General features: G+C 62.8%; 12 protein-coding genes. 2 read left to right on the forward strand and 10 right to left on the reverse strand.

Going from position 1 to position 13,612, the window contains the following annotated elements:
- Positions 1–24 precede the first annotated feature (24 nt).
- From L6D74_RS01350 to L6D74_RS01380, 7 genes are all read right to left on the reverse strand, one after another.
- Positions 25–591 (reverse strand): phosphonate degradation HD-domain oxygenase, encoded by a 567-nt coding sequence (locus tag L6D74_RS01350; RefSeq protein ID WP_085646993.1) that lies wholly within the window; start codon positions 589–591, stop codon positions 25–27.
- Positions 591–1,724: a TIGR03364 family FAD-dependent oxidoreductase gene (locus tag L6D74_RS01355; protein WP_236187519.1), complete on the reverse strand. Its 1,134-nt coding sequence runs from the start codon at positions 1,722–1,724 to the stop codon at positions 591–593. The genes L6D74_RS01350 and L6D74_RS01355 overlap by 1 nt, the downstream gene beginning before the upstream one ends.
- A 128-nt stretch (positions 1,725–1,852) precedes the next feature.
- Positions 1,853–2,878 (reverse strand): putative 2-aminoethylphosphonate ABC transporter substrate-binding protein, encoded by a 1,026-nt coding sequence (locus L6D74_RS01360; protein WP_064600170.1) that lies wholly within the window; start codon positions 2,876–2,878, stop codon positions 1,853–1,855.
- A gap of 47 nt (positions 2,879–2,925) precedes the next feature.
- A complete protein-coding gene (locus tag L6D74_RS01365; protein WP_236187520.1) occupies positions 2,926–4,650 on the reverse strand; it encodes a putative 2-aminoethylphosphonate ABC transporter permease subunit in 1,725 nt (574 codons plus the stop codon).
- Positions 4,650–5,726: a putative 2-aminoethylphosphonate ABC transporter ATP-binding protein gene (locus L6D74_RS01370; RefSeq protein WP_007953451.1), complete on the reverse strand. Its 1,077-nt coding sequence runs from the start codon at positions 5,724–5,726 to the stop codon at positions 4,650–4,652. The genes L6D74_RS01365 and L6D74_RS01370 overlap by 1 nt, the downstream gene beginning before the upstream one ends.
- 242 nt (positions 5,727–5,968) lie before the next feature.
- A complete protein-coding gene (locus tag L6D74_RS01375; RefSeq protein ID WP_064600177.1) occupies positions 5,969–6,832 on the reverse strand; it encodes a LysR family transcriptional regulator in 864 nt (287 codons plus the stop codon).
- Positions 6,833–6,848: 16 nt separating this feature from the next.
- A complete protein-coding gene (locus L6D74_RS01380) occupies positions 6,849–9,158 on the reverse strand; it encodes a heavy metal translocating P-type ATPase (RefSeq protein WP_236187521.1) in 2,310 nt (769 codons plus the stop codon).
- A gap of 84 nt (positions 9,159–9,242) precedes the next feature.
- On the opposite strand from L6D74_RS01380, the gene cadR reads away from it, so the two are divergent.
- The gene (gene cadR / locus L6D74_RS01385; protein WP_236187522.1) at positions 9,243–9,692 is read left to right on the forward strand and encodes a Cd(II)/Pb(II)-responsive transcriptional regulator; all 450 of its coding nucleotides are present in this window, start codon (positions 9,243–9,245) and stop codon (positions 9,690–9,692) included.
- Between the two features lie 122 nt (positions 9,693–9,814).
- On the opposite strand, the gene L6D74_RS01390 is transcribed toward cadR, so the two are convergent.
- From L6D74_RS01390 to L6D74_RS01400, 3 genes are all read right to left on the reverse strand, one after another.
- Positions 9,815–10,786, reverse strand: coding sequence for a thymidylate synthase (locus L6D74_RS01390; protein WP_064600185.1), 972 nt, complete (start codon positions 10,784–10,786; stop codon positions 9,815–9,817).
- A 50-nt stretch (positions 10,787–10,836) separates the two neighbouring features.
- Positions 10,837–11,652 (reverse strand): prolipoprotein diacylglyceryl transferase, encoded by an 816-nt coding sequence (gene lgt, locus L6D74_RS01395; protein WP_039767887.1) that lies wholly within the window; start codon positions 11,650–11,652, stop codon positions 10,837–10,839.
- A 96-nt stretch (positions 11,653–11,748) separates the two neighbouring features.
- Positions 11,749–12,531, reverse strand: coding sequence for a sulfite exporter TauE/SafE family protein (locus tag L6D74_RS01400; protein ID WP_011336421.1), 783 nt, complete (start codon positions 12,529–12,531; stop codon positions 11,749–11,751).
- A gap of 131 nt (positions 12,532–12,662) precedes the next feature.
- Here L6D74_RS01400 and L6D74_RS01405 point away from each other — a divergent pair, with 131 nt between their 5' ends.
- On the forward strand, positions 12,663–13,409 hold the full coding sequence (locus L6D74_RS01405; protein ID WP_236187523.1) for an NRDE family protein: 747 nt from the start codon (positions 12,663–12,665) through the stop codon (positions 13,407–13,409).
- Positions 13,410–13,612: the final 203 nt, after the last annotated feature.

Below are 13,612 nucleotides of genomic sequence, written 5' to 3' on the forward strand. Positions count from 1 at the left end.
TTTCCCGGTTTGGCGTAAGAAGGTTCAGCGCGTCTCGCCGGACAACACGGTGAAGGCCTTGTGCTTCAGCTCCGCAAGATCCATCACCGGCACGGCCATTTCCTTCGCCAGCTCATCCCACTGGCGCATCCGCAGACTGACGGCGCACAACGGATCCTGCTCGAACGCCTCGGCCTCGGCCTCGGTCATCACTCCGCCCTGATAGTCCAGGGTGCGGCGGCTGGCTTCGCTCAACCGCGCGAAATAGCCTGGCTCCCGGAGCGTCAGATAACGCTTGGCCTGGACGTGATACTCCACCAGCCGCGCCATGCGTTCGCTGAAGCCAGCCTCACGCAAATAGTCCGCGCCGAGGCGTTCGTGGCTGACCACGCCGTAACCGCCCATGTTTTCCGCGCCTTCGGCACACAAGTGGCCGATGTCGTGGAAGAACGCGGCGAGCACCACTTCGTCGTCAAAGCCTTCGGCGATGGCCAGTTGTGCTGCCTGGGACATGTGCTCGATCTGCGACACCGGCTCGCCAATGTAGTCGCTGGCGCCGAAGCGCTCATAGAGGCCGAACACCCGGTCGATGACTTGCTCATGACTCAACATCAGTGCTCTCCAAAAAGCTGTGCAACATTGCGCTCGGCCATGGCCGGGCCGACGCTCATGCCGACGCCGCTGTGCATCAACGCCACACTCAGCCCCGGCGCCGGACGCAGAAACGAAAACGGCCCCGGCCCCCGGGAACCATAGACACCCTGCCAGCGCTCGACCACTTGCACCTTGCAGCCGAGGGTCTGTTCGGCCAGTTCGAGCATCCAGTTGTCGACCTGCTCGGCGTTGAACGGCGACGGATCGCTGCCGTAATGGTGCGAATCGCCGATGATCAGCTCGCCATACGGCGTCGGGCTGATCAGCAGGTGAATGCCGTTTTCCTGCAAGTGCGGTTGTTCGCGCAGGATTTGCGCCTGCACTGCGGCCGCTTCCGGCAAGTCAGCGAAGGCGCCGTAATGCACGCAACTAAGGCCGGTGAGCAAGGCGTGTTGCAAGTTCAGGTCGATCTGCGGCCGGGCGCGGAGCATTTGCAGGCGGCAGATTTGCGGGTCGAGGGCGGCAATCGGCTCGGCCAGCAAGGTCTGATAATCGTGGCCGGAGCAGACGATGATCTGTTCGGCGGAGAAGATCCCGGCGGTGCTGTGCAGGCGCCCCGGTTCGACGTCGCGCACCAGCGTCGAGAAGTGAAACTCGACGTCGAGTTCGCGACGCAGGTATTCGATCAGCGTCGGAATCGCTTCCCGGGAATACAGCTGTTGATCGTCCATCCCGTGCAGCGCGGCGCGGTGATGGCTGAACTGGCCGCCGTACAGATCGCGCAGTGCGGCACCGCGCAGCAGCTCGACGCGGTAGTCGTGCTCGACGGCGCGCCCGGCGCAGAAGGCTTCGAGCAGAAGCTCTTCGGCTTCGGTGCGGGCGAACAGGTACGAGCCGTTGCGCTTGAGTTGCAGGCCGGCGAGCTGCGCCCACTGGCCCCAGATGTCGCGGCTGGCCTTGGCCAGTTCAAGCATCGGGCCCGGTGGCTGGCCGGTGACCAGCGCCTGGCCGAAGTTGCGTACCGACGCGCCGAGTGGCATGGCGGTGCGCTCGAAAACCGCGACCTTGAGACCACGCCGGGCAGCGGCATAGGCGTGGGACAGGCCCAGGATGCCGGCGCCGACGATCAGCAAGTCTTTGTGTTGTGTCATGGAGATTTTCCCTTAATGGGAGACCGCCTTCGCGAGCAAGCCCGCTCCCACAGGGATTTACGTTGTGAATGCGATCCAGTGTGGGAGCGGGCTTGCTCGCGAAGAGGCCCTCTCAGTCGATGAAGACCTTACTTGGCAGCGACTTTCTCGGACTTGCCGTCATAACGCTTGCGCCATTCGGTCAGGATCTCGTCGCGGTTCTTCGAGGCCCAGGCGAAGTCGTTCTTGATCAGGCGCTGCTCGTAGTCGGCCGGCAGTTCGGTCTGCGGTTTGGCAATGCCCGGCTGGGCGAGGACGGCAAAGTTTTCCTTGTACAGATCCATCGCCGGGGCGCTGGCGGAGAAGTCGGCCAATTTCTTCGCGGCCTCTTCGTGCGGCGTGCCTTTGATCACGGCAGTTGCTTCGATCTCCCAGCCCAGGCCTTCCTTCGGCAGGATGATGTCCAGCGGTGCGCCCTGACGTTTGAGCTGAACGGCCGGGTATTCGAAGGAAATGCCGATCGGGAATTCGCCCGCCGCCGCCAGTTTGCAAGGCTTGGAGCCGGAGTGAACGTACTGGCCGATGTTCTGGTGCAGACCGTCCATGTAGGCCCAGCCCTGCTTCTCGCCGAAGGTTTGCAGCCAGGCGCTGACGTCGAGGAAACCGGTGCCGGACGAGGCCGGGTTCGGCATCACGATCTTGCCCTTGTACTCAGGCTTGGTCAGGTCCTGCCAGCTCACCGGTTTGGTCAGGCCCTGCTTCTCGGCTTCGACGGTGTTGAAGCAAATGGTCGCGGCCCACACGTCCATGCCGACCCAGGCTGGCGGGTTGGCGGCGTCGCGGTAGTTCGCGCCGATCTTGCCCAGATCCTTCGGTGCATAGCTTTGCAGCATGCCCTGTTGATCGAGAATCGCCAGGCTCGACGCCGCCAGGCCCCACACCGCGTCAGCCTGCGGGCGATCCTTTTCGGCCAGCAGTTTGGCGGTGATGATCCCGGTGGAGTCGCGCACCCACTTGATCTCGACGTCCGGGTTGGCCTTTTCGAAGGCCTCTTTGTAGGACTTCAACTGCTCGGCTTCGAGGGCGGTGTACACCGTCAACTCGGTTTTTGCCGCGAAGGCATTCAGGCTGAAAGTAGCGAGCACAGCAGCGGCCAGGGCCATAGGCTTGAACATGATCGTTTTCCTGTAGGTGAGTTGAGGCGATAGGGACAAGTCGTGGATCAGTGGCCGGGCGCCGTTTGCCGCCAGGCCTGGGAACGGCGCAGCAAGCCGCGCGAAGCCCACGCCAGCAGCAAGGACACGCCCGCCGAGGTGAACAGAATCAGGGTCGACATCGCCGCCGCGCCGCCGACGTTGCCGGCGTCATCCATGTTCAGCACCGCCACCGCTGCGAGGATGGTGTCGGGGCTGTAGAGGAAAATAGCGGCGGACACGGTGGTCATGGCCGAGACGAACAGGTAGCGCACGATGTCCAGCAGCGCCGGCAGACAGATCGGCACGGTGACCCGCAGGTAATGCCGGTAAAGCGGCGCCTTGAGCGACAGCGCGGCGGCTTCGAATTCGGCGTCGAGCTGACGCAGCGCGGTGGTGGCGGTCATCTGCGCAGTGGTCAAATAGTGAGCAATGGTGCAGACGATCAGCAGGGTCATGGTTCCGTACAACACGTGCAGCGGGTTGCCGGTCAGGTTGAAGAAGAAGACGTAACCCAGACCGAGCACCAGCCCCGGCACCGCCATCGGTACGAAACTGAGCATGCGCAGTGTCAGATTCAGCCCGCGCTGGCTGCGGGTCTTTTCCATCAGGTAGGCGCCAGTGAAAATCAGCACGCTGCCGATCAACGCCGTGCCCAACGCCATCTTCAGGCTGTTGCCGTAGGCCAGCCAGCCACCGCCGGCGGTCTCGTTGAACTGATAGTGGTTGAGCGACAGCGACAGGTTGTACGGCCAGAACTTCACCAGCGACGAGAACACCGCCATGCCGAACACCAGCAGCAACGCAGCGCTGATCAGCAGCACAACGCTGAGATAAAAGGCATCGCGCTTCTTCGACGGCGCCGGTTTGAACACCTGGGCGCGGCCGCTCATGGAATCACCGTGACGCCGACGCAGCCAGGCATCGACGCCGAAGCTGAACAGTGCCGGCAGCAACAGAACCATGCCAATCAGCGCGCCGCGCCCGAATTGCTGCTGGCCGACCACCGCTTTGTAGGCTTCCAGCGCCAGCACTTGATAGTCGCCACCGACCACCACCGGCACACCGAAATCGGTGATGGTCAGGGTGAACACCAGACAGAACGCGGCGAACACAGCCTGGCGAGTCGCCGGCCAGGTGATGCTGCGGAAGGCTTTCGCCGGGCTCGCGCCCATGCTCGACGCAGCGTCGAACAATCGCGCATCCGCCAGCGACAGGGCTGACAGCAAAATCATCAAGGCGTGTGGGAAGGTGTAGATCACCTCACCCAGAACAATCCCCCAGAAACCGTAGATGTTGTCCGACAGCAGCCCGCGCAACAGGCCCTGATTGCCGAACAGATAGACCAGCGCGATCCCCGGCAGCATCGACGGCGCCATCAGCGGCAGCAACGAAATCCCGCGCCAGATGCCTTTTGCCGGAATCATCGTGCGCTGCAAGGCGTAGGCAAACAGGTAGGCCAGCGGTACGACGATCGCCGCGACGCTGAGGGAAACTTTCAGGCTGTTACCGAGCAACCAGTGGAAATTGCCGCTGCTCACCAGCTCCTTGGCGGCGAGCCAGCCACCGCCCTGCCCGGCTTCGCTGCTGAAGCCGCGCCAGAAGATCGCCAGCAGTGGCAGCAGCACCGCCACACCGAGCAGCACCAGCAGCAGAAGTTTGCCGCCGAGGACGAAGATCCGGTCGCCGACCTCGGCCCCGGACATCTGCCGCGCCTGCTTTTGCGGTAGCGGCAGTGCGAGGTTGCTGTTCATCAGGCAAACACCTGCAGGCTGCGTGGCGGCAAGGCAACCATGATCTGCTGGGCGCCGAGGCGCGGCATGGCTTCCGGTGCCAGTTCGGCGAGCAAGGCGTGACCGGGTAACTGATCGAGCTCGAAGCTCATGCGGCAGCGGTTGCCGAGGAAGGTGATCTCACGGACTTTGGCCGGGAACAGGTTTTCCTCGTGCACCAGCGGATTGACGTTGATCGCTTCCGGACGGCAGAACAACCGGCCCGACGGACTATGGACGCTGCCGTCGGCCAGGCGCAGGTTCATCCCGCCGACCTTGGCGTGGCTGTCGCTGCTGCGCTGGAACGGCAGCCAGTTGCCCTGGCCGACAAACTCCGCCACGAACGGCGTGGCCGGGCGGTTGTAGATTTCCTGCGGGGTGGCGTACTGCTCGACCTTGCCGTTGTTCATCACGGCGATGCGGTCGGCCATCAGCATGGCTTCGTCCTGATTGTGGGTGACCATCAGGGTGGTGATGCCGAGGTTGCGTTGCAGCTGGCGCAGCTCGGTGCACAGATGCTCGCGGACCCGGGCGTCGAGGGCCGACATCGGTTCGTCGAGCAACAACAGCGACGGTGCGGGGGCCAGGGCGCGGGCCAATGCCACCCGTTGCTGCTGGCCGCCGGACAACTGGCCCGGGTACTTTTTCTCACTGCCGGTGAGGCCGACCAGTTCCAGCATCTGACCGACGCGACGGCGCACTTCATCGCGACCGCTGCCGGCGAGGCCGTAGGCAATGTTCGCTTCGACGGTCAGATTGGGGAACAACGCGTAGGACTGGAACAGGATGCCGTAATCCCGAGCCTGGGGCGCGAGGTGGGAAACGTCGCGCTCGCCGAGGTACAACTCGCCGCTGTCTTGTTTCTCCAGACCGGCGATACAACGCAACAAAGTGGTCTTGCCACAGCCCGACGGGCCGAGCAGGCACACCAGCTCACCGGCCGCGACATCGAGGGAGACGTTATCCAGCGCCGTGAAAGCGCCGAAGCGCTTCTGCACGCCGCGCACTTTCATCGGTGCGCCGGGGTTGGTCAGGGCAGTTGCGATTGCAGGGTTCATGGACAGGCCTCATCAAGCAGATGAGACGAATCCTAGAGTTGTAATGCGTCGGTCATATGGCAACAAGGCAAAATCGACCGATAGTGGTATTCAGGGATTTTGGTTCAGTTCTCAAGTCCTGCGTTACCTAGTCCGACGCCTTCGCGAGCAAGCCCGCTCCCACAGGGGATAGTGTTCACAACACAGATCCGATGTGGGAGCGGGCTTGCTCGCGAAGAGGCCGGCACAGGCGCTGAAACATCTCAGGCCGGGGACATTTCCTGCGCCAGTCCGAGAAACGCCGCCGGCAACCGGGCGTTCTTGCGTTCCTTGAGGCAGTAGAGGTATTCGGGAATCTGCGGCGCATTTTCGAGGGTCAGCACCCTTAACTGCGGATCGTGCGGCACTTCCTGGCGGGCGATGATGCTGATGCCGATGTTGCGCAGCACCGCTTCGCGGATCGACTCACGGCTGCCGATCTCCAGCAGCGGGCCGAAACTGACGCCGGCACTGGCCAGCAATTCTTCGGTCAGGCGACGGGTGGTCGAGCCCGGCTCACGCATCAACAGGGTATGCCCGGCCAGTGCGCTCAGCGTCACATGGTCATGCGCCGCCAGCGGATGATTGCGATGCACCGCCAGCACCAGCGGGTCGCTGCCCAACACCCGACGGATCAGCCGCGCATCGTCGAGCAACTGCGAGGATGCCGCGACATCCACCCGGTAATCCTCCAGCGCTTCGAGCACCTGCTGCGAGTTGCCGATTTCCACCGACACTTCCACCTGCGGCAGGCGCTCGCGGAAGGTCTTCACCAGATCGAGGATGTAATACGGCGCGGTGGCGGCGATGCGCAGCGTGCCCTGGACCTGGCCGCTGTTGCGCAGGAAGAACTCGATATCGGCTTCCTGCTGCAACAAGGCTTTGACCATCGGCAAAAGCCGCGCGCCTTCGTCGCTGACACTGAGGCGCCGGCCGCCACGGTAGAACAGCTCCACCGAATACTGGCTTTCCAGATTGCGGATCTGGGTAGTCACGGTCGGTTGGCTGAGGCCGAGCTTTTTCGCCGCCAGCGTGATGCTGCCCAGGCGGGCCACCATGTAAAAAGCCTTCAGCTCGGCACTCAGCACAACCGTCCCTCTTCCTCTATTTGCGCAGCAGGCGCAAACCGTTGAACACCACCAGCAGGCTCACGCCCATGTCGGCAAACACCGCCATCCACATGGTGGCAAGCCCGGCGAAGGTTACCCCAAGAAAGATCGCCTTGATCACCAGCGCCAGCGCGATGTTCTGTTTGAGGATAGCGGCGGTATGGCGCGACAGGCTGATGAACGCCGGAATCTTGCGCAGATCGTCGTCCATCAGGGCGACATCGGCGGTTTCGATCGCCGTGTCGGTGCCTGCCGCCGCCATCGCAAAACCGATCTCCGCCCGCGCCAGTGCAGGCGCGTCGTTGATACCGTCGCCGACCATGCCGACCCGATGGCCCTGCGCGTACAGGTCTTCGATGGCTTGCAGTTTATCGGTGGGCAGCAAGTCGCCCTTGGCCTGGTCGATCCCGACCTGCGCCGCAATCGCCTGGGCGGTGTGGACGTTGTCGCCGGTGAGCATCAGGGTTTTCACGCCCAGTTCGTGCAGTTGGCGGATCGCCTCGCGGCTGGTTTCCTTGACCGTGTCGGCCACGGCGAACAACGCCAGCGGGCCGGAGCGGTCGAGCAGCAGCACCACGGACTTGCCCTGTTTCTCCAGCGCGAACAGCTTTTCTTCCAGTTGTGGCGAGCACAGCCCCAGTTCTTCAACCAGTCGGTGGTTGCCCAAGTGGTAGACCTGACCGTTGACCTCGCCCTTTACCCCACGGCCGGCCAGCGCTTCGAAGTTATCCACAAGCAGAACCGCCAAACCTTTATCCACAGCCGCATTGGCGATGGCCAGCGACACCGGGTGATCGGAGCGCCCGGCCAGCGCGGCGGCAATCGCCGGGGCCGTGGCGTCGGCAGTCGGGTCGAGGGACAGGAAATCGGTCTGCACCGGTTTGCCGTGGGTGAGGGTGCCGGTCTTGTCGAGGGCCAGATAGTCGAGCTTGAAACCGCCCTCCAGGTACACGCCGCCCTTGACCAGAATGCCTTTGCGCGCCGATGCGGCGAGGCCGCTGACGATGGTCACCGGGGTGGAAATCACCAATGCGCACGGGCACGCGACGACCAGCAGCACCAGCGCGCGGTAGATCCAGTCGAACCACGCGGCGCCCATGAACAGCGGCGGGATGATCGCCACGGCCAGCGCCAGAACGAAGACCACCGGTGTGTAGATTTTCGAGAATTGATCGACGAAGCGCTGGGTCGGCGCCCGCGCGCCTTGCGCCTGTTCCACGGCGTGGATGATCCGCGCCAGGGTGGAATTGTTCGCCGCTGCGGTCACCGAATATTCCAGCGAACCGGCCTGGTTGATGGTGCCGGCGAACACTTTGTCGCCGACGGTTTTTTCCACCGGCAGGCTTTCGCCGGTGATCGGCGCCTGATCGATGGTCGAACTGCCGCTGACGACTTCACCGTCCATCGCGATGCGCTCGCCGGGTTTCACCCGCACGCGGGCGCCGAGATCGATGCTTTTGACATCCAGTTCGACCCAGTTGCCGTCCGCCTGCAACACAGTGGCTTGCTCCGGCGTCATCTGCATCAGGCCGCTGATGGCGTTGCGCGCACGATCCAGCGAGCGCGCTTCGATCAGCTCGGCCACGGTGAACAGAAACATCACCATCGCCGCTTCCGGCCATTGGCCGATCAACACGGCGCCGGTCACGGCGATGCTCATCAGTGCATTGATGTTGAGGTTGCGGTTCTTCAGTGCGATCCAGCCCTTCTTGTAGGTGGTCAGGCCGCCGCTGAGGATCGAGATCAGCGCGATGATCGCCACCACCCAGCTCGGGGCGGCGTTGGTGAAGTGGATCACTTCAGCGGCCAGCGCGCCGATGCCGGACAGCGCCAGCGGCCACCAGTGTTTTTTCACCGGCGCTGCAACCGGCGCTTCAACGCCCGCCTCCAGCGGCTCGGCCTGCATGCCCAGGGATTTGATCGCGTCGATGATCGGCGCGGTGTCCGGCAGATTGTGGGTCACGCCGAGCACGCGGTTGATCAGGTTGAATTCCAGCTGCTGGATCCCGGCCAGTTTGCCGAGCTTGTTCTGGATCAGGGTCTGTTCGGTCGGGCAGTCCATCGCCTCGATGCGGAAGCTGCTCAGCCGGGCGTCGGCGCTTTTTGCCTCGCTCAGTTGAACAAGCGAAGGTGCGGCGACCTTCGACGAACAGCACGAGTCTTCACTCGAATGAGCCGGCGCAGGCGTAACGGTTTTCGACCCGCAGCAGGAATCGCCGCCGTGGGCATGTTTATGCACAGGCTGCAGTTTGTGACTGTGATCGTGCCCGTCGCCGGGCTTGTGGGTGTGCAGGGAATCGCTCATTGGTCGCGTCCATGAAGGTGCCTGTTGCCAAGTAAAGACCCTGTAGCCACTATAGGGTCAAGCACCCTTTTGGAGATGGCCGCCATGAAGATCGGAGAACTGGCGAAACAGACCGATTGCGCCGTGGAAACCATCCGCTACTACGAGCGCGAAAACCTGCTGTCGGAACCAGCCCGCAGCGACGGCAACTACCGCGTCTACACCCAGGCCCACGCCGAGCGCCTGACCTTCATCCGCAACTGCCGCACCCTCGACATGACCCTCGAAGAAATCCGCAGCCTGCTCGCCTTGCGCGACAGCCCGCAGGATCAGTGCGAAAGCGTGAATGCGCTGATCGACGAACACATCCAGCACGTCAAGGCGCGGATCGATGGGTTACTGGCGTTGCAGACGCAACTGCTCGACCTGCGCCAGCGCTGTGGCGAAGGGCCGGAGGCGGATCAGTGCGGGATTTTGCAGCGGCTGGAAGTCAGTGGCGGAGTGGTCGCAACCGAAGTCGAACACTCCCACGTGGGCCGCAGCCACGGACACTGACAAAACCACAAAACATTGTGGGAGCTGGCTTGCCAGCGATAGCGGTTTTACAGACACATCAATGTTGGATGTGCTGCCGTCATCGCTGGCAAGCCAGCTCCCACAGGTTTGATGGCAGGCTGTCAGACCGCCATCGGCGCGGTCATCGGCGCATGGTGCTCGTAGCCTTCCAGCGAGAAGTCGCTCGGCTCCACCAGCTCCAGCCACTCCGGCTGATAAACACCTGTCTTGGCAAACTCCGGCACGCGGTCCGAAATCTTCAGTTTCGGCATGGCGAACGGCTCGCGCTTGAGCTGTTCGTTGAGCATGTCCAGGTGGTTTTCGTAGACGTGGGCGTCACCGATGAAATAGGTGAACCAGCGCGGCGTGTAGCCGGTCAGGCGACCGATCAGGCTCAGCAGCGCGGCGCCTTCGGTGAGGTTGAACGGTGTGCCCAGGCCAAGGTCGTTGGAGCGGATGTAGAGGGTCAGAGAAATTTCCTTGGTCTCGACATTCGGGTGGAACTGGTACAGCAGATGGCACGGCGGCAAGGCCATTTCATCGAGCTGGGCGCAGTTCCAGCCGTGGAACAGGATACGGCGGCTGCCCGGGTCCTTGATGATCGTGTCGACGCACTGGCGCACCTGATCGATGGCCTTGTACAGCACCACGTAAGCCTGGCCGTCTTCTTCACCCTGGGCAATCTGCTTGTAGCCGTTGCTCAGGGTCTGTTCGATGGCGGCGGCGTTGCTCAGCGGTATCTGCTTGTACGCCGGCCATTTGCGCCATTGCACGCCGTAGATTTCGCCGAGGTCGTCTTCGCCCTGACGGAACGGGTTGGCCAGCCACTGAGCGTTTTCGTTGGCGTTCTGATCCCAGACCTTGCAGCCCAGCGCACGGAATTCGGCGGCGTTGTTCACGCCACGCAGAAAGCCGCACATCTCGCCGATGGCCGATTTGAAGGCCATCTTGCGGGTGGTGATCGCCGGGAAACCTTCCTGCAGATCGAAGCGCAGCATGGCGCCCGGAAAGCTGATGGTGTTCACGCCGGTACGGTTGGCCTGTTTGGTGCCGTTGTTGATGACGTGCGACACCAGATCGAGATATTGCTTCATGAGTTACCTGTGTCCTTGAGCCCCGGCAAACGTCGCCGGGGTTCGAATATTTAAGCTGTCGGTGCAACCGGCGCCGCCGGGGCGCGGTGGTAGGCCAGCCAGATCAGGAACAGCCCGCCGATGATCATCGGTACGCAGAGCACCTGACCCATGGTCAGCCAGTTCCAGGCCAGATAGCCCAGTTGCGCGTCCGGCACGCGGACGAATTCGACGATGAAACGGAAGATGCCATAAAACAGCGCGAACATGCCCGAGACCGCCATGGTTGGTCGCGGTTTACGCGAGAACAGCCAGAGGATCAGGAACAGCGCCACGCCTTCCAGTGCGAACTGATACAGCTGCGACGGGTGACGCGGCAGTTGCGCCGGGTCGCTGAACGGCGGGAACACCATGGCCCACGGCACGTCGGTGGCCTTGCCCCACAGCTCGGCGTTGATGAAGTTGCCGATACGCCCGGCGCCCAGGCCGATCGGCACCATCGGCGCGACGAAGTCCATCAGCTGGAAGAACGACTTGCCGTTACGCTTGCCGAACCACAGTGCGGCCAGCATCACGCCGATGAAACCGCCGTGGAACGACATGCCGCCCTTCCACACTTCGAAAATCAAAGTCGGGTTGGCCAGGTAAGCGCTCAGGTCATAGAACAGCACATAACCCAGACGCCCGCCGACAATCACCCCCATCGACAGCCAGAACACCAGGTCGGACAGTTTTTCCTTGGTCCAGGTCGGGTCGAAACGGTTGAGCCGGCGCGATGCCAGCAGCCACGCGCCGCCGATGCCGACCAGGTACATCAGGCCGTACCAGTGGATTTTCAGCGGACCGATGGCCAAAGCCACCGGATCGATCTGCGGGTAAGGCAGCATTGCGACTCCTCGTTAGCGTTCAAATCTTCAAAAATTCCCGGGCGACGCTGTCACCTCAGGATTAAGCCAGGATTGCGACCTGCCAAAACAGACGGCTCAGAACAGAAAGCTCAGGCCCACGCAAAACAGCAAAGCCGCGAACAGCCGTTTCAGCAACTTCGGCGACAACCTGTGCGCCAGCCGCGCGCCGAGACGGGCGAACACCATGCTGGTCAGGGCAATGCCCAAAAGCGCCGGCAAATACACAAAACCGAGACTATGGGCCGGCAGCAACGGATCATGCCAGCCCAGAATCATGAAACTTATGGCACTGGCGACGGCGATCGGCAGGCCACAGGCCGACGAGGTCGCCACCGCCTGCTGCATCGGCACGCTGCGCCATGTCAGGAACGGCACGGTCAGCGAGCCGCCGCCAATCCCGAAAATCGCCGATGCCCAGCCGATCACACTGCCGGCCACGGTCAGACCGAGTTTACCCGGCACCGTTCGGCTGGCCTTGGGTTTGACGTCCAGCGCCAGTTGCGCCGCGATCACCAGGGCGAACACACCGATGATCTTTTGCAGGTTCGGGCCGGAGATCGCTTCGGCGGTCAATGCACCGAAACCGGCGCCGAGCAGAATGCCCACGGTCATCCAGCGGAAGATCGGCCAGCGCACGGCGCCGCGTCGATGGTGTTCGCGCACGGCGTTGACCGAAGTGAAGATGATCGTCGCCAGGGACGTGCCGACCGCCAGATGGGTCAGGATCGACGGATCGAAACCCTGCAAGGTGAAACTGAACACCAGCACCGGGACGATGATGATCCCGCCGCCCACCCCGAACAGCCCGGCCAGTACGCCCGCACAGGCGCCCAGCGCCAGATAGAGCAGAAATTCCATGGCTGCCTCCCAAGGCGCGTCCCCAAAACCGGAGCGGCATGGTAACGGATGGATACCCTTCGGCTCCACTGGCGATGGATGCACGGACGATGTCTGCGTAGAGTGGGCAAAAAACACACAAGGACCACCTTATGTGCCTGATAGTTTTCGCCTGGCGGCCGGGGCATGCCCAGCCGCTGATCGTCGCGGCCAACCGTGACGAGTTCTACGCCCGGCCCAGCCTGCCGCTGGCCCAGTGGCCCGAGTCGCCGCAGGTTCACGCCGGTCGCGATCTCGAGGCTGGGGGAACCTGGCTCGGCCTGGGCGCCAACGGTCGCTTCGCAGCGCTGACCAACATTCGCGATCCGCATCAGCCGCCGGCGCGACGTTCTCGGGGCGAGCTGGTGGCGGGGTTTCTGACCGGAAACCTGTCGATCGATGACTATTTGTCCGACGTTGTCGCCCGTTCCCCGGACTATGCCGGCTTCAACCTGCTGCTGGGCAATGCCAACGAGCTGTGGCACTTCAATGCGCGGTCTTCGGAACCGGTGATGTTGCAGCCCGGCGTCTATGGCCTGTCCAACGCTGGGCTGGATACGCCGTGGCCGAAACTGCTCAAGGCGAAGGCGGCATTGAGTGCGGTGCTGGATGATCCGCAGCCCGAGCGGTTGTTGGCTTTATTGAGTGATGCGCAAACGGCACCGTTTGCTGATCTACCGGATACCGGTGTGGGATTGGCGACCGAGTCGTTGTTGTCGAGTGTGTTTATTGCCAGCCAGAGCTACGGGACACGCGCAAGTACGGCGTTGATCGTGCAGGCGGACGGGACGCGGCGGATGGTTGAGCGGAGTTTCGGGCCGTATGGCGGGCACTTGGGGGAAGTGGAGATCAAAATTTAAAAGCTACCCTCACCCCAGCCCTCTCCCGGAGGGAGAGGGAGCCGACCGAGGTGTCTTGAACCTTACATCGACCTGAAAGATCGAGTCGATTATGGATTCAATACAACTCGTTCAGGTCGATGCATATCTGCAGCATCCCGCGATCAGTCCCCTCTCCCTTTGGGAGAGGGTTAGGGTGAGGGGCTTTTCGGGATCGCCACTAA

It is taken from the genome of Pseudomonas pharyngis, from assembly GCF_021602345.1.
Lineage (GTDB): Bacteria > Pseudomonadota > Gammaproteobacteria > Pseudomonadales > Pseudomonadaceae > Aquipseudomonas > Aquipseudomonas pharyngis.

Excerpts from the sequence above, each read along its gene's own strand:
- L6D74_RS01355 (WP_236187519.1), bottom strand. The coding sequence starts at position 1,724 with ATGACACAACACAAAGACTTGCTGATCGTCGGCGCCGGCATCCTGGGC.
- lgt (WP_039767887.1), bottom strand. The coding sequence starts at position 11,652 with ATGCTGCCTTACCCGCAGATCGATCCGGTGGCTTTGGCCATCGGTCCG.
- L6D74_RS01405 (WP_236187523.1), top strand. The coding sequence starts at position 12,663 with ATGTGCCTGATAGTTTTCGCCTGGCGGCCGGGGCATGCCCAGCCGCTG.
- L6D74_RS01380 (WP_236187521.1), bottom strand. The coding sequence starts at position 9,158 with ATGAGCGATTCCCTGCACACCCACAAGCCCGGCGACGGGCACGATCAC.
- L6D74_RS01365 (WP_236187520.1), bottom strand. The coding sequence starts at position 4,650 with ATGAACAGCAACCTCGCACTGCCGCTACCGCAAAAGCAGGCGCGGCAG.
- L6D74_RS01350 (WP_085646993.1), bottom strand. The coding sequence starts at position 591 with ATGTTGAGTCATGAGCAAGTCATCGACCGGGTGTTCGGCCTCTATGAG.
- L6D74_RS01370 (WP_007953451.1), bottom strand. The coding sequence starts at position 5,726 with ATGAACCCTGCAATCGCAACTGCCCTGACCAACCCCGGCGCACCGATG.
- L6D74_RS01360 (WP_064600170.1), bottom strand. The coding sequence starts at position 2,878 with ATGTTCAAGCCTATGGCCCTGGCCGCTGCTGTGCTCGCTACTTTCAGC.
- L6D74_RS01390 (WP_064600185.1), bottom strand. The coding sequence starts at position 10,786 with ATGAAGCAATATCTCGATCTGGTGTCGCACGTCATCAACAACGGCACC.
- cadR (WP_236187522.1), top strand. The coding sequence starts at position 9,243 with ATGAAGATCGGAGAACTGGCGAAACAGACCGATTGCGCCGTGGAAACC.
- L6D74_RS01400 (WP_011336421.1), bottom strand. The coding sequence starts at position 12,531 with ATGGAATTTCTGCTCTATCTGGCGCTGGGCGCCTGTGCGGGCGTACTG.